The following is a 16,333-nucleotide window of genomic DNA, read 5'->3' as shown; positions in this document are numbered from 1 at the left end:
CGATGCGCATAAAAGTTAATGCAGTTGCAGACAGTGAACGCTTTCCCGAATCCGTTGATGTGATTGTGATTGGCGGCGGCATTATTGGCACCTCGGTGAGCTATGAGCTGGCCAAACAGGGCGTTTCAGTGGCGCTGTTTGAAAAAGGGGTGATTGGCGGTGAGCAGTCCGGGCGCAACTGGGGCTGGGTTCGTCAGCAGAACCGCGACCTGTACGAATTGCCGATGGCGATCCGCAGTTTACAGCGCTGGGATGAGTTAAGCCGCGAAATCGGCCTCGATCTGGGCTTCTCACGTCAGGGCATCACTTACGGTACACAGAGCGAAAGCGATCTGGCGCGCTGGGAAGCGTGGGGAAAACAGGCGCAGCAAATCGGCTTTGTTAGCCATTTGCTATCAGCGAAAGAAGCGCGCGATCGCATCGGCAACAGTTCGCCTTGGGTCGGCGGCGTGTGGTCACCGAGCGATGGCCGCGCTGAGCCGTCACTTGCCGCACCGGCCATTGCCACCGGCGCGAAAAATCTGGGTGCTTTTGTGCATCAACGCTGCGCGGTGCGCGGCCTGGATGTCTCCGGCGGACGCGTGACGGGCGTCTGGACCGAGCGCGGCCTGGTAAAAGCGAACCGCGTAATTTGCTGCGGCGGCGCGTGGAGTTCGCGCTTCCTGAAGCAATACGGCATTGAATTGCCGAGCGCCAATATTCTCGGCACCGCGTTCAAAACCACCGCCGCCCCGGAAGTGATCAAAGGTTGTCTGAGCACCGGTGGCTTGTGCATTCGCCGTCGCCAGGATGGCAGCTACACCGTGGCGCTTTCCGGGCGCGGGCAGATTGACCTCGCGCCGCAAAATATCCGCTATGCCACCAAATTCTACCCGATGTATCGCAGCAAAATCGCCAAGAAGCTCAAGGTGCGGATTAACGGCTCTTTCTTTAACGGTCCGGAAGCGGCGGGTACGTGGTCGAACCAAGGCGTGTCGCCGTTCGAGAAGATCCGCACCCTCGATCCAGCAGCGGATAATGACATCGTGCAGGAAGCAATGCAGGCGCTGGTGCAGCTTTATCCTCAGCTGAACGGCATTAAAGTCGATCACGCATGGGGCGGCTGGATAGATACCACGCCGGATCTGGTGCCGGTGATTGATGAGATGAATAACCTGCCAGGTTTGTTTATCGCCTCGGGTTTCAGCGGGCACGGTTTTGGTATCGGCCCCGGCGCGGGTTTGCTGTGCGCGCAGCGGGTGAATAATAAACCGCTGTTCACCGATATGACGCCGTACAGTTTGGCGCGGTTTGCCAAAGGTCAGGCAATCCGTGAACCGCAAATGATGTAATTTTCCGCAGATACCGTAGCGGCGCGATAAATCGCGCCGCTACCGAAAATGTGCGGTATGAAGCCTCTTCGTCTCAAACATCCAACCGATGTATCACATTCACAAACTCATGTACGCCGCTGTTAATCTCGCGCAGGCTGCGTGACAGCACGCTGATTTTATCCTGCTCGGTCACCACAAACTGCTTCACCTCATTCAGCTGCTGCTCCATTTGCGCAATCAGGCTGGCGTTGTGTTCAACCACCTGAGTGATCTGCCTGGTGGCGCTGGAGGTTGATGCCGCCAGGCGCCGCACTTCGCCCGCCACCACGCTAAAGCCGCGACCGGCTTCACCGGCGCGCGCGGATTCAATCGCCGCATTGAGTGCCAGAATATTGGTTTGTGAGGCGATCAGGTTGATGGTCTCGACCACCTCGCTGATGCTTTTCGCCGAGGCGTTGAGCTCGGCACCGATGGCGGTCGCCGCATTCACCTGTACCGCGACAAGGCCCGAGTTACGGATGGTTTCATCCAGCACTTCGTTGGCGTTATCGGTGATTTGCGAGGTCTCTTCCGAGGTGGTGAGCGCAATATCGGCCACCCGCTTGGCGGCTTCTACGCGCGCGGTGATGTCCGACGCAATCTTAATCACCTTGTAGACTTTGCCATCCGCGTCATACACCGGGTTGTAGCTGGCTTCCAGCCAGATACGCTCGCCGCTGGCGGTTTTGCGCTCGAAGCGGCCAACGAAATGTTGTCCTTTGGCAATTTTGCGCCAGAAGTCGGGATTCTCGTGATAGAAGTTATCGAAGCAGAACAGACGATGGTGCTGCCCAACAATTGCAGCCAGCTCATAGCCCATGTGAGTCAGGAAGTTATTATTAGCGCTGAGGATCTGGCCATCCGGCGTGAATTCAATCACCGCCATGGAGAGGTCGAGCGCGGTAATCACCGCCTCTTTATGCTCCAGCTCCTGATGACGTTCGGTGATGTCGGAAGCGACTTTAATCACCTTATAAACATGCCCTTTCTCATCACTTACCGGGAAATAAGTGGCACTCAGATAGAAGCGCTGATGTTGCTTATTGAAGCGCTCAAAAATGCCGGTAACCGATTCGCCAGCCGCCAGAGTTTGCCAAAAGGTGAGGTAGCTGGAGGATTGGCTGTACTGCGGGCTGCAGAAGATGCGGTGATGCTTGCCCTGAATCTCATTGAGCTGATAGCCGGTGGTAGCAAGGAATAGGGGATTAGCAGTGATGATTTCGCCGTGGGGCGAAAACTCAATCCATGCAACATGCTGTTTGATCGCATTGATATCTTTAATCACATCGCCACTTTTATAAAACGGCAATGAAAGACTCGACTTTTTCACACCAAACATGGGCAGCCTCAGGCGATAATTATGCTGTTGAACATAAGGCGCGCAGCGTAATGGCGATCGCGCCGCAATGCGCAACCTCAGCTGCTTCGCAAGATTCCCCTTCGCCGGACACTTCTGTATGTGTCTCTCTGCGCTTCAGCGCCGCATGGGGTTATTAAGTAACCGACCTGATGTTTTAAACGAACCGTTTAACGGTTCATCTTTGGTTATCGGCGGGATGATCTAAAGGTTTAATTAAAATGCATGTCATCACCGCGCCCGCAATTTTGCAGCAGCAAACTGGTAATACCTCCGCTTCATGACTAGATATTTAACGTCCTTGTTATCACTTTGCGCATCCCTGATGCGCCTTTGCTGGCCTGCGCTGCTGTGACTGCCCGCGCGCGGTTTACCCTTTTCGGAGTTGATGATGAAAAACCCTAAATCTGCACTTTCTGCTGTTGCGCTCGCCACGCTCAGCGCCTTGCTGACGCCAGTTTCCGCGCTGGCGTGGGATAACCTGACGGTGTTTGGCGATAGCCTAAGTGATGGCGGCAACGTGGGTCGCTTCACGTTCGATGGCGCGCAACATCCGCTGTATGACGAAATTCTTGCGGCGCATCTCGGACAAAATCTGCAAGCCTCGTCGCGCGGCGGCAGCAACTATGCGCAGGGTGGCGGGGTGGCGGTGCCAGAAATTGATCCCAACCTGAATACGCAGGATCAGCTGGCGAGCTATCTGCAATCCACCGGCGGTCGCGCTGACAGCAACGGGCTCTACATCCATTGGGTCGGTGCCAACGACATCGCCGCTGCCGTCACCAATCCGCTGACCGCGCGTGAAACCATCAGCACCAGCGCCACGGCCGCAGTGGCCCAGGTCAAAACCCTGTTAGATGCCGGTGCCGGCGCGGTGATTGTGCCGAACGTCCCGCAGCTGGGTTCGACGCCCTATATGGTGGAAGCGGTTTTAAGCGTGCTGGGTTCGGCTGCCACACCGGCGCTGGTGGCGGCATTTCAGTCGCTGGATAGTGCAGCAACGCCCGATGCCGCCGCGCGCCAGCAGGCGGTGCAGCAGGCTTTTGATCAGGCGGCAGGGCAGATTTCGTCAATCCCGCTGGTGCGCGATGCACTGGCACAGCAGCTGTATGCCGCATGGCAAGTGCTCACCGAGCAGGTTACCGCACTGTCTGATGGCTACAACCAACAACAAGAAGCGGGATTGGCGGCGCTGCGCGGCAACATCGTGCGCGTTGATATCGCCGGTTTGTTTAATGAAGTGATCGCCAGCCCCACGCAATATGGTTTGACTAACACCATCGGCATGGCCTGTCCGGTGGGAACGTCGGCGGCGGAATGCACTTCCGGCACACCCGGTTTTACCCGCGCGCAGGATTATCTGTTTGCCGATCACCTGCATCCCAGCCCGGCAGTCCATGCGATGATCGCCGATTACATTCAGTCGATTCTTGATGCGCCCGCGCAGGTGGCGGCGCTATCGCAGTCACCGCTGATGATGGCGCGCGATATGCAAAACACGCTGGACGGACATCTGCAGCAGCAGCGTCAACAGCCGTCTAGTGCCGGTCAGTTCAGCGTGTTTGGCGGTTATGCCGGGCAGCATGTCGATTATCGCGGTGAAAGCTGGAATAACGGTGATGCTAACACCGCCAACATCACGCTCGGTATCGGCTATCAGCTCACCGATAACTGGCAAACCGGCGTGCTGTTCTCCAACAGCAACCAACGTCAGCGACCCTCCTCCAACTATGATTACAAGCTGCGCGGCAATCTGGTGGCGCTCTATAGCCAGCTGACGCTGTTCGATCAGGGCTGGATCAACGCCGATCTGCACTATGCCGATCTCGATTTTGACAGCATCGAACGTGACATTCACATCGGCCCGGCGCAGCGCACTGAGCAGGGCAGCAGCAGCGGAAAATTGCTCGGGATGCGGGTACAAACCGGCTGGGCGCTGCCGTTGGGCGAGCATCTGAGTACCGGACCCATGGCCGGTTACGCCCTGGATTACGGCCGCGTTGGCGGCTATAGCGAAAACAGCAACAGCAGCACCGCGATGCGCTATGGCGATCAAACCACGCATTCGCAGATTGGCTCGGTTGGCTGGCGCATTGATAGCAAACAGTGGCCGATCAATCCGTGGGCGCAGGTCAGTTACAATCACCAGTTTGGCGATAGCGATGCCACGGTGCGGGCTGGGCTGAAATCAACGCGAACTTCTTTTGAGCGCAGCATTGAAGCCGGCGACAAAAACTGGCTGGACATGTCGCTTGGCGCCAACGTGCCGCTCGGGCAAACGGTGAATGCGTTTGCCGCCGTTTCAACCGTCGCCGGTAACAGTGATTACCATCAGGTCAGCTGGAATGTCGGCCTGAACGCCACGTTCTGAGCCGCGCGGCCAGTAACTCATAGTTACTGGCCGCTTCACTGTTGATGAAAATAAATCAATTCTCCGCTGAGGAAATCACGGGTATTACCCGGTATTTACGGCTTATTCGCGCCAATCAAAGCCACAACCTGCCTGCGAAAATTCTGTTAATCATCATTTTGTCGCTGCGCTTTTTATCACAATTCATGGTGTTGTCTTAAGCAGAACGCCAGGCGGGTTCTCAATGCCGTTGTTTAGATTGGTACTCAGCAACATATTAATTTTCAGTTACTTATACTGCAGGGGGCAGTTACTTTCTCTTAACGGTTAAGGGGTACACCATGACGAATTCGTCCGGCAATACCAATATCACGCCGCAAAATGCCGTTGCGGCAGCGGCATCTGTGATTCAGTTACGTGATATCGCACAACTACGTGCGACGGAGCCGTCAACCGCAGGTGAAGTTGCTTCGGTACTGGAATATACACAAGGCACTAAAATGGGCGGTGGTGTATTTATCTACGATGCTTCCGATACCACAACCGTAGATGATGGCGGACTGAACTTTGTTACCGCAGGAAGAAAGCGCTGGAAGCGTGTGCTGTTCGATTACAACGCAGTAACGGTGGTTGATTTTGGCGCGGTCGCCGATGGTAAAACTGACTGTGTTGAGGCGGTAAAGCGCATGTTTGCCTGGTCACAGCGCGTATTGCCTTCAGCTGGGATTCGCTTTACCGCAGGCGTGTTTAGCATGTCGACGTTTGATATCTCGGCCACTGAAATCAACCGTTTTAAAGTCACCGGCGCATCGGTTAACTTCGGCTATTTTCCTACTACCACGCTGGTGTTTAACTGGGAAACCAAACCGCGCGGCCTGCATTTCTTCAAAGTAAAGGCGCGTTACGCCGAGGTTTCCGGTTTTGTCATCAAAGGGATGAGTTCCAATAGTGGTGAGGATGGCGGCACAGCGTTTAACAAAGTGGGCTTCTTTGCTAACACCATCACAGGTGGCCAGTTCCTGCGCGTCAGCAGCATGGAGTTCCGTTATTTGGGGGGGCGCGCACTCGATCTGATCGATACGCTGGATTGTAAAATCGACCAGTTTTATGCGCGCGGCTGCCAGGACAGCATCGTCTATGCGCGCTGGTCCGATCAGGCTCAGGGTGCGTGGGATCATTCAACGGCGATTGAGCTATCAAATTTCAACCTTCAAGGCGGCACCCTTAAACCGGTGTTGGATTTGCCGCGTTGTACCCAATCCTTTATCCGCAATGGCTGGATTGAGCATTCCGAATTTGCCGGTGACCTAACGAACGGTCAGTGGGTGATTGAAGGTTTAGCGATTGAGTCGACCGCTAATCCGCTCAAACTCGGCTACTGTCGCGCTACCATTATTCAAAAGAGCATTCACAATCAGAGCGCCGGTTTTGATTACAGCACCGATGGCATTGAGCCCTGGGCTCTGCTGGCGGAAGGCGATCGTGGCGTGATGGAGATCTCTGATTGGGGCGCGATTATTCAGGGCTCGCTTAATTACGATGTCATCACTTCGCAGCACCATATGGATAACCGTAAAGACGCTGACCAGTGGTTTTACGTCGGTGAATTCAACTTTTCAGGGTCGTCCACGCAAATACACGTGCGCATTGTCGGCACCGCGCAATATCTTTCGCAAAGTGAAACCCAGGTCGACTTCAGCAATCGCACGCCAGAAGGCGCCGCCAATATCTATTTGCAGGCGCGTGACAATGCCGATTCGATTGGTAGCTGGCACAGCGAAGGCTCCAGCCCGGTGGTGAAGGTGCACATTTCCGGCCAGGGCGCGCGCACCAAACTCTACGTCAAAATCGCCGCCTATACCGGTTTCTCGATTGCGCTGGTAGAGACCAATGGCAAAGATCGTTATCAGGCCGGTTTATGCTTTATTTTCCGTAAAAGTTTTACCGCCTGCAGCGCCGAAGAGAGTAGAACGCTGGATGCGGCAAAAGTCGTGGCGTTTGAGCAGCACTGGATTGGCAATAAAGATGTCGGCTTTGGTTACAACAATAATAAAGAGCTGCTGCTGCATGGCCCGACATTTGAAAAAGCGGTGCAAAATCCCGATGGCAGCTGGCGTACCCGACGTTTTCTTAAGGTGCGGGTGAACGGGGTGGAACGCAGTATTGAATTAATGAGCGCCACCGATCCCTATTAATGAAAATAGCCAGCAACAGGAGGTTGCTGGCGGATATTACGTTAAAAATCGTATTGCAAACTTAAACGGTTTTGCCAGAAGTGACTATCGTACAGCGGTGACGTTTGCACCCCGGCGAAATCAGTCACACTCAATCCTTTTAGCACGCCGCTGAAAGCCCAGGTGAAATAGACCAGATATTCAGATTGATTAATACTGTCCGAAGCGGCTGAAGGTTTAAGATCCATAAATGAATATTGCGTACCCAGTGAAAGATTTTCATTCAGCACGTAATTCAGATTGGTTGAATAAGCATTGCCGCTACCTAAATCCTGGGTGCTGGTAAAGAACGGCTGGGCGAAATAGGGGCCGGATGACGTGTTATGCGCATACGGCACGACCAGCGAACCGTTGCCCCAGCTATTGGCACTGGCGGCGATGTGGTTATAACCCAGCTTCCAGCTCAGCGCTGGGGTAAAGCTTAGCGCCAGCTGTGCACCGTAAGAGGTGCTGTTCACTTCACCTGCTAACGCTTTGCCGTCGCTGGTGCCGCGCATAAATTGCAAGCCCACGTCCGGCTGGAATAGCGTTTGTTGCCACTGCAGATGACTCTCACCGTACACCAGGCGTGAATAGTCGGCGTACTCTTCGTACCACAACTGACCCGCGAGCTTTTTATCATCCCACTGCGTACCGCGCCCGCCGCCAATCGCCCACATGCCGTTAGTGCGCTCATCAATATCGGTGTAGGCGGTGGTGTTGAGGAACTGATCGTCGCCCCAGGGCTTATAACGCCAGACTTTGGTGGCATGGAGATAATTGGTGCTGTCGCCGTAATTAGCATCCACGCCGCGGAACAGAATTGGCGTAATACGCCAGTCGTAGTCGCCGACAAAGGGAATATTGATGCGCTGATCGCCGGCGGTGATGTGGAAATCATCCTGCTGCCAGCTTAAATAGGCTTCACCGACGTTGGTCTGATTATCACCAATATCACTAATCGTATGTGCTTCATCGGGATGATCGATGCCACGCAGGAATATCGCGCTGACACCCGCACGAAAACCATAGACCGGCGCCGTTTCATATTTCAGGCTGCCGCCATAGCTGGCGGTATCCTGATTGAACCCTTTGGCGAAATACGCATTATGCGTGGAGTAATAAAGCGTGCGTAAACTGCCGCTCACCGTGCCGCAGGTAAATATATCGCTAAAGCTATTTACCCCGCTGGCATCGTACTGACAATCGCTGATATTGCTCTGCGTGGCGGCGAATGCCGCCGGAGCCAGAGGGAAAAACAGCGCAGCCAATCCGACACATTTAAGTGTTTTCATTTGCACATCCCTAATTAAAATAAAATGATCAATTCACGCCCGGAATAGGCACATCCGGTAACGTGTCACGCACTTCCCAGCCGCGTAATTTGCCGGGATTTAATAAATTATGCGGATCGCAGGCGCGTTTCATCGCCACCACATCGGCGCGCACCATGCCTTGTTTGCCATCTTCAATATGAATCACGTGCGGATTATTTATTTTCACGCCGTTAGCGCGGTAAATATCCATGATGGCGTTAAGACGATCTTCGTCGCTATAGCGCACCAGCGGCAAACCGCTACAGGTGATACTGCCGTTCATGTCGCGCAGGAATTCAATATGCGACATCACTTCATCGGAGAGTTGCGCTTCCAGCGCTACGGCTTGCTGCTGATAGTTCTCCGCCGTATAGGCGGTTTGCAGGTAAGTGAGCGTTTTATCGATTTTCAGCGCCTGCAGCGTGGTGTGGTTCCAGCAATATTCGATCAGCGAATGGCCGCTGTTTTCCCCTTCAGCGAAATGGAGTGCATTGCGGCCAGCGTGTTGGGCAACCAGCGCAGCTAGCAACCCATCGCTTTCGCTGCCGACCACTGCAATCACGCCGTGCTTGCCCGCCACATCAGCAGCGGCCAGATCGGTGAAGTAATCAAGAACCGGCGCAGCGAATACGGCAATCTGGCGTTTTACCATGCCGGGCGAGCGTGCTAACGCATCGGCGAAGGCCATCGCTGCCGGGAAGTCAGCGAAGAGGTCGAGACGCTCGATCCAGTTATGACGTGGCGCCAGCGCCAGTTCAATCTCCAGTACGATGCCGTTGCTGCCATACGCATGATGCAGCAGCAATGCGTCCGGCGCTTGTAGGGTAATAATGCGCGGCGTCTCTTCCATGGTCATCAGCCGCACCGACAACACGTTACCCGGCGCGGCCAGCGGACCATAGTTGATCGATCCAACACCGCCAAATCCACCACCAAATAAGCCGCCGAGCGTCGCCAGTTTCCAGGTGGAGGGCATGCAGCGCAGTTCCCAGCCGAGCGGACGCGTATGCGCTTCCAGCTCGCCAAGGCGAATGCCCGCCTGCGCGCGCACCGTGCCGTGACCAACGGCGGTAACGGCGTTGAGCCGCGTCATATCGACCATCAATCCGCCGTTCAGCGGAATCAGCTGACCATAGTTGCCGGTACCGCCGCCGCGCAGGTTCAGCGGCACGCGCTGTTTGGCACAGGCCGCGACGATTTGCGTGAGCTCCTGTTCATCACGCGGTCGCACCGCCAGTTCTGCAAACTTCTCCTCCAGCTGCGGTTTCAGCACCGGGCTGAACCAGTGGAAATCACGCGACAGACGTTTAACCTTCGGCGCTTCTTTGATCCAGTCGAGTTCAGGCAACGCCGCGACCAGCGCCGCCAGTGCAGACTGGCGATCGGAATCAGACATGTTTTATTCCTATTGTTTATTGGGTTCTGGCGCCGCACCTGATGCATGCACATGTTCGTAGCGGCGCGATTTATCGCGCTGTTTCACACTCACCGTGCCAGCAATGCGCAATAAATTGCGCCGCTACGTTGGGTGCGACCATTAGCTGGGACTTAGCTCACTCTCATGCCATGCCGCCAGCACGCGGCGCGTCAGCCACGACATCAGAGCGAACAGCAGGAAGCCAGCCAGCGAAATCAGCAGAAGCGCGGCAAACATCAGCGGGATATTGAGCTGATAACCGGCCTGCAAAATCTGGTACGCCAGCCCGGTATCGGTGCCGCCGGTGCCGGCAACAAACTCCGCTACCACCGCGCCAATCAGCGACAAACCGCTGGAGATCCGCAACGCGCCGAAGAAGTAGGGCAGCGCGGAAGGAATACGCAGGCGCAGCAGAATCTGCAGCCGCGAGGCGTGATTGAGACGGAAATAGCTCAGCAAACCTGGCGACACGCTACGCAGACCTTGCGTGGTATTGGAAATTATTGGAAACACCGCCATCAGCGTGGCGCACACTACCAGCGACAGCGTGGTGTCTTTCACCCAAATGATGATCAGCGGGGCGATGGCGACGATCGGCGTTACCTGCAAAAACACGATATAGGGGAACAGCGCGGTCTCGATAAAGCGATTTTGCACCAGCAGAAACGCCACAATTGAGCCGATAATAATCGCCAGCACAAACGAGATGACGGTGATTTTCAGGGTGTAAAGCAGCGACATAAACAGCGTCGGGAAGTTTTGCACCAGGCTTTGCGCTACCACCAGCGGTGAAGGGACCAGAAACGTTGGCACCTTGAAGGTGGTGACCAGAAACTGCCACAGCAGCAGCATGGCGATGGCGACGATAGCCGGAAATAGCCACTGCTGAAATTGGCGATGTGCCGCTAGCGGTTTCATCATTGACTCTCCTTGCTCGCTGCCAACAGGCCGCGCTGCAGCTGTTGGGCATATTGGGTGAAGTGCTGGCTGACGCGGAATTCATCATCACGCGGCGCACTACTTTCAATGCGGATGTCATCCACCACGCGCCCCGGCCGCGCCGCCATCATGATCACCCGCTGCGAGAGAAACACCGCTTCCTGAATCGAGTGGGTGACGAACACCACGGTCAGCTTCTGCTCCTGCCATAAATCGAGCAGATCGCTATCCAGCTTGTTACGCGTAATCTCATCCAGCGCACCGAACGGTTCGTCCATTAACAGCACTTTGGGACGCGTCACCAGACCGCGCGCAATCGACACGCGCATCTGCATGCCGCCGGAGAGCTCGCGCGGCAGCACGTGACCAAACTGGCCGAGACCAACCAGCTCAAGGATCTCACGCACGCGCGTATCGGCTTCGGCACGCGGTACACCGGCTAAATCGAGCGGCAGACGCACGTTTTTATGCACGTTGCTCCACGGCATTAGCGTGGCTTCCTGAAACACGAATGACAGCGGCAGATCGCGCTGATTTTCACGGCGATCGCGACGAAACAGCAGCAATTTGCCATCGGTCGGCTCAATCAGCCCGGCGATCATTTTCAGCAAGGTACTTTTGCCGCAGCCGGAGGGACCGAGCAGCGAGACAAATTCGCCCTGACGAATGGTGAGATCGACCGGCAGCAGCGCGCGCGTGCCGTTGGGATAGATTTTTTCTGCTGACAGCACTTCAATTGCCGGCGGCGCCGCAGAACGCGGCACCGCTTGCGCATCGTGATTCAGCAGCGTCAGATGGCTGGCGGTATTCATGGCAGAACCTTGACGTCTTGAATGAATTTAAGCGTGTAGCTGCCATCAAACGGTACTTTGGCCGGATCGATCAGCTTGGTATCGACCAGCAGTTGCCAGGTTTGCTTGAGACGCGCTTCAGTCATGATGCCGATACCGCCGGTTTGCGCATCGCCGCCGGTCAGCATCTGATATTTCTTCATCTGAGCGATGCCGAAAGCGATCTGTTCATCGCTCATTTGTGGGTTCTCTTTCTTGATCAGCACGTTACCGGCGCTGGGATCCTGCAGGTAATTCTTCCAGCCCTGCATCGAGGCCTTCACAAACGCCGCAACTGCGGCGGGACGTTTCTCAATCGTCGATTTCATGCACACGATGCTGTTGCCGTACGGTGGATAACCCCAATCGCTGATCGGATAAACATTGGCCTGCGCATTGGCCTTCTGCACCGCAAACGGTTCGGAGGTGATATAGCCTTGCTGCACCAGAGTTTTATCGGCGAGGAACGGCTGAATGCTGAAGGTATAAGGGCGCACGCGGGCATTTTTCAGGTTCAATGCGCTCTGCGCCCACGGCCAATAGGAGGTGTAAGCTTCAGCGGCCAGCAGGAAGGTTTTGCCCTGCAAATCGGCCTGACTCTTCACGTCCGGATGGGTGAGAAACGCAATGGCCGAGTGCTGGAAGGTGGTGGCCACCGGCATCGCTTCCACGCCTTGCTGCCAGATTTCCAGCGCCTGCATGTTATCGCTGATGATGCAGTCCGCCTGGCCCGCGGCCATCAGCTGCATGGTATGCACCTGCGGACCCCCCATTTTAATCGTGACGTCGAGACCAGCATCGCGATACAGATTCTGCGCCTGCGCCTGGTAGAAGCCGCCGTGCTCGGCCTGCGCATACCAGTTGGTCATAAAGGTGAATTTCTCAGCCGCCATGCTCGGGGCCGACAGGGCCAGCGCAAGTGCGGCAGCAATGCTCAATGTTTTTTTCATCAATATTCCCTAGCGCGGTTGTAAAAAGGCGGCTGCGTCGTTGTGGTCTAATACTTTGCCTTGCCACTGGCCGGTGCCCCACGCCGGTTCGGCGCGTGTCACCCACGTCATTTGATGCACTTCGGTAATGACCTGCGCCCAGCTTTCCGCCAGCGAGTCGAGGATCGCCGCGCCTTGCTCAGGCGTGGAGGGCAACGGATCGCCAATCACGCCGCTGGGACCGAAGTCGTAAGAAGCCCACGCCGCCATCGGTTTGTTGGTTGAGAGCGTTGGGCAGGGGAATGCCGGCGGATAGTTAGCCACCGCTTTGTCCATTTGCACGGTGTCGGGCGCCAGCGCCAGCATCAGCGCGGTTTCGGCGTGACCGGCGTGCATCGCCATTTGCCGCTCTTTATCATCCATAAAACTCTCGGCGCAGTTCGGAACTTTGAAGGTGTCTTGCATGATGATGATCATGTCGCCGTGGCGCAGACGCAGCTCGCGCGCCGCCATCTGCAACGGCTGCGGTTGACCGCCGTGGCCGTTAACCATCAGGAATTTGCGGAAACCGGCGCGATAGAGTGATTCGCCAATCTCCAGAATGGTGTGCAGCAGGGTTTCGCCGGTCAGCGTCAGCGTGCCGGGAAAATGCAGATGTTCATCTGATTTGCCATAGGTGATGGGCGGGATGGCGTAAGCCGGGATCGCCGCCGGTAAACGCGCCAGCGCATGACCGACCACGCCCGAGGAGATCACGCTATCCACCGCGCACGGCAGGTGTGGGCCATGCTGTTCAATCGCGCCGGTTGGCAACACGATAACGGTGTTGGCTTTATCGTCCAGCGTGGCGATATCGGTCCAGCTCAGATACGGCAAAAAGCGGTTTGCCGGAATATAACCATGCAACATTTCAACTCCTCGTGTTATTGCGGCAACCACGCCGTGGCTTCAACTTCAATCAGTACGTCCGGGCTCGGCAGCATTTCACTCACCTGCACCACGGTAGAAACCGGCGGTGCATCAGGGAAAAACTGCTTACGCACCCGGCTGTAGTGGGGGAAATGGTCGAGATTGCGGAAATACTGCACCAGCTTGAAGACATCGCTCATCTGGCCGCCCGCGCTTTCGATGGTGGCGCGAATGCTCTCCAGCACGTACCAGCTTTGCGCCAGAATCGGCCCCTCTTTGATATCGGTGGAGAACTCACCGCTGCGACCTAGCAGCCGCTGCGCCGCTTCAGGAATGTCGTCGTAACCGCGCACGATGGTGGCAGTTTGCGGATTCACCGGGATAATGCCGGAGAGGAAAATGAAGTCGCCCGCGCGTCGCCACGCAGCATATTTCGCCAGCGGTTTTCCCGCTCCTTCATCAAGCGCCATCTGTTGTTTCTCCATAACGCACACCGTTTTTTAGCCGATAGCGCTGGCGTTGACGTAACGGCCAGCTCGCCACCTCAGCATCAGGAAATATCACTAAATCGTTGGCCTGCAGCGCGCTGCGTTGGCAGATCAGCGCCGAGGCCTGATCAAACGCCGCGTCGAGTTGCAGACTGAGCAAACCGCTAAACAACGTATCAAGCGGGTCATAGCTGCCGAACGGGCAAAACGCGTCCTGCACGTTGTCGGCGCCGAGCAGCAGCGGAATGCCGCGCGCCTGCGCCTCTTTTACCAGCGTTAACCCGCGCTGACGCGGCGTGCGATCCGGCACCGCATCCTGTAACAGCAGATTGGTGAGCGGCAGCGCAATCAACGTGACCTTATGTTGAGCCAGCACATCGAGAATCTGCTCCGCATCCTCCTGCTGCGATAACGCACAGCTGTGGCTACAGGTGATCTGCCCGCTAAAGGGATGCTGCTGCAAATAGTGCGCCAGCCAGCGTAATCCTTGCGCTTGCGGGTTAAGTTCTTCATCAATATGCAGATCGACATCCAGCTGCCACAGCTCGGCGGCGTCCAGCAGATGCTGAAACGCCTGCGCATCCCAGTTGCTGCTGTGAATAAAACCGCCCAACAGCGCGCCCGGACCGCTGGTCGCCACCTGCGCGGCAATGTGCTGTGCATCGCTGGCATCGGCGAAGAAGGTGAGGGGCGCCAGCGCCACGCGTTCGAGATTGCACAGCGGATGGTGCAGATCGCCAATCACTTGCCACGCTAATGGTGCATCAACCGAGAACCAGTCAATGTGCGTGCGCAGCAAACCGACACCGGCTTCCACCGCCCAGTGCAGCGCCTGCGTGGCGCGCTGCTGCAAATCTTCGGCGTTCCAGTGCACACGGTCCTGATGCATCGCTGCAATCGCCGCCAGCAAGCCGGGCTGTTGCGCTGGACTGCGCTGAATTGTGAAGGTTTTATCCAGATGCGCATGCGGCTCGATAAAGGCCGGCAGCACCAGCGCGCCGTTGAGCGGCAGATATTCTGGATGTGGCTGATGGCTGGCAGGTTCGAACTGCAGACCCGCCGCGTGGAAATGTAAGGTGGCCAGCTGCGGTTGCTGGTTCGTCAGCGGCCAGTTTTCTGGCAGCAGCCAGCGGGGTAAACGTGCCCCGTTCGCTCCAGGATAACGGTTCATAGATCCAGCACCAGCAGTGGGGATCGTGCGCGCGAACAGCACAGCACGATGCAATTATTGGCCGCGCGCTCTTGCTGGCTCAGCACGTCATCGCGGTGATCCGGCTCGCCGGCTAATACGCCGGTAATACAGGCGCCGCACATGCCCTGTTCGCAGGAAAGTTCGATTTCAATGCCCGCCTCCTCAAGCACTTCCGCGATAGTTTGTTCTGCGCCCACGGCATAGCGTGCGCCGGAAGAGGCGATTTCCACGTCAAACGCGCCGCCAGCCGTCACTGCCGCTGTGGGTTTGAAGCGTTCGCTGTGCAATTGATCGGCTTTCCAGCCCTGCTGCAACGCCCGCTGCTGCAGAGCGTCCATAAAACCGGCCGGGCCGCAGGCGACCAGTACACTGTTGTGCGGCTGCCGGAGATCGTCCGGGATGTGCTGGCGCAGGCTGTCGCCTTCGCTGCTGTAGTGGACTACCAGCTGTGCGCCAAGCTGGTTGAGGCGTTCACTGAATGCCAACTCATCGGCGCGTTTGAGATAAAGATGCAACGTGAAATCCGCCTGACGCGCCGCCAGCGCTTCGGCCATCACCAGCAGCGGGGTTAATCCGATACCCGCAGCAAACAGCAGCGTGCGCGGCGCGTGTGGCAGGGGAAAATGGTTGCGAGGTGCGGAGATCTGTAAGCTAGCGCCGCAGTCGACTTGCTGGTGCAGCCAGCGCGAGCCGCCGCTGGAGTTATCATCAAGACGCACGCAAATTTCGTAACGATCGGCCGTTGCTGCCGCTGAACAGAGTGAATACTGGCGCGTACCGCAGTCGGGAATCACTACATCGATATGCGCACCGGGCGTGAAGGCCGGCAGCGGCTGGGCGTTGTCACTCGCCAGCGTGAATAACACATTGCCTGCACCGTTGACCTGCTTTGCGATGACGGTGACAGGGAAGTTGGTCGATTTCATAATCTGTCTGCCTGAACAGGGATGTCACCAGCGTTGCAGCTACGCAAACCCTTGTTTTTATCATGGCGACGATTATTATTTTGCCCATGTGTAAGCGTCCATCTGTTTAATTCGC

The 16,333-nt window shown here is 56.4% G+C and carries 13 protein-coding genes; 3 read left to right on the top strand and 10 right to left on the bottom strand.

The genetic code is table 11. The annotated features are described in order from the left end of the window. The first annotated feature begins 2 nt into the window (after nucleotides 1-2). On the top strand, nucleotides 3-1,331 hold the full coding sequence (locus tag WFL93_RS06215; protein ID WP_336777545.1) for an NAD(P)/FAD-dependent oxidoreductase: 1,329 nt from the start codon (nucleotides 3-5) through the stop codon (nucleotides 1,329-1,331). 73 nt (nucleotides 1,332-1,404) lie between these two features. Here the strand turns inward: WFL93_RS06215 and WFL93_RS06210 are convergent, their stop codons facing one another. Then, a complete protein-coding gene (locus WFL93_RS06210) occupies nucleotides 1,405-2,691 on the bottom strand; it encodes a methyl-accepting chemotaxis protein (RefSeq protein WP_336777544.1) in 1,287 nt (428 codons plus the stop codon). A 409-nt stretch (nucleotides 2,692-3,100) separates the two neighbouring features. Here WFL93_RS06210 and WFL93_RS06205 point away from each other — a divergent pair, with 409 nt between their 5' ends. Next, nucleotides 3,101-5,080 carry an autotransporter outer membrane beta-barrel domain-containing protein gene (locus tag WFL93_RS06205; RefSeq protein ID WP_336777543.1) on the top strand — a complete coding sequence of 660 codons (1,980 nt, stop codon included), beginning with the start codon at nucleotides 3,101-3,103 and terminating at the stop codon, nucleotides 5,078-5,080. Between the two features lie 320 nt (nucleotides 5,081-5,400). Next, entirely contained in the window at nucleotides 5,401-7,254 is a 1,854-nt protein-coding gene (locus WFL93_RS06200; RefSeq protein WP_336777542.1) for a hypothetical protein, read from the top strand. A 41-nt stretch (nucleotides 7,255-7,295) separates the two neighbouring features. Here WFL93_RS06200 and WFL93_RS06195 read toward each other — a convergent pair whose 3' ends face one another. From WFL93_RS06195 to WFL93_RS06155, 9 genes are all read right to left on the bottom strand, one after another. After that, nucleotides 7,296-8,567: a hypothetical protein gene (locus WFL93_RS06195; RefSeq protein ID WP_007893017.1), complete on the bottom strand. Its 1,272-nt coding sequence runs from the start codon at nucleotides 8,565-8,567 to the stop codon at nucleotides 7,296-7,298. Nucleotides 8,568-8,595: 28 nt separating this feature from the next. Then, a complete protein-coding gene (locus tag WFL93_RS06190) occupies nucleotides 8,596-9,984 on the bottom strand; it encodes an FAD-binding oxidoreductase (RefSeq protein ID WP_336777541.1) in 1,389 nt (462 codons plus the stop codon). 141 nt (nucleotides 9,985-10,125) lie between these two features. Then, nucleotides 10,126-10,926: an ABC transporter permease gene (locus WFL93_RS06185; protein WP_007893014.1), complete on the bottom strand. Its 801-nt coding sequence runs from the start codon at nucleotides 10,924-10,926 to the stop codon at nucleotides 10,126-10,128. Then, nucleotides 10,923-11,756, bottom strand: a complete 834-nt coding sequence (locus tag WFL93_RS06180) for an ABC transporter ATP-binding protein (RefSeq protein WP_336777540.1) — start codon at nucleotides 11,754-11,756, stop codon at nucleotides 10,923-10,925. Before WFL93_RS06180 ends, WFL93_RS06185 begins: the two co-directional genes overlap by 4 nt. After that, nucleotides 11,753-12,724, bottom strand: coding sequence for an ABC transporter substrate-binding protein (locus tag WFL93_RS06175; RefSeq protein WP_336777539.1), 972 nt, complete (start codon nucleotides 12,722-12,724; stop codon nucleotides 11,753-11,755). The genes WFL93_RS06180 and WFL93_RS06175 overlap by 4 nt, the downstream gene beginning before the upstream one ends. A 9-nt stretch (nucleotides 12,725-12,733) precedes the next feature. Beyond that, nucleotides 12,734-13,612 (bottom strand): creatininase family protein, encoded by an 879-nt coding sequence (locus tag WFL93_RS06170; RefSeq protein WP_336777538.1) that lies wholly within the window; start codon nucleotides 13,610-13,612, stop codon nucleotides 12,734-12,736. Nucleotides 13,613-13,626: 14 nt separating this feature from the next. Next, nucleotides 13,627-14,082 (bottom strand): RidA family protein, encoded by a 456-nt coding sequence (locus tag WFL93_RS06165; protein WP_336777958.1) that lies wholly within the window; start codon nucleotides 14,080-14,082, stop codon nucleotides 13,627-13,629. Continuing rightward, on the bottom strand, nucleotides 14,072-15,271 hold the full coding sequence (locus tag WFL93_RS06160) for an amidohydrolase family protein (protein WP_336777537.1): 1,200 nt from the start codon (nucleotides 15,269-15,271) through the stop codon (nucleotides 14,072-14,074). The genes WFL93_RS06165 and WFL93_RS06160 overlap by 11 nt, the downstream gene beginning before the upstream one ends. After that, entirely contained in the window at nucleotides 15,268-16,218 is a 951-nt protein-coding gene (locus WFL93_RS06155; protein ID WP_336777536.1) for a PDR/VanB family oxidoreductase, read from the bottom strand. Before WFL93_RS06155 ends, WFL93_RS06160 begins: the two co-directional genes overlap by 4 nt. Nucleotides 16,219-16,333: the final 115 nt, after the last annotated feature.

Origin of the sequence: Pantoea sp. USHLN256 (assembly GCF_037149875.1) — a bacterium.
GTDB classification, from domain to species: domain Bacteria; phylum Pseudomonadota; class Gammaproteobacteria; order Enterobacterales; family Enterobacteriaceae; genus Pantoea; species Pantoea nemavictus.
The sequence above is the reverse complement of the archived record's forward strand: the minus strand, read 5'-3'. Positions and strand labels throughout refer to the sequence as shown.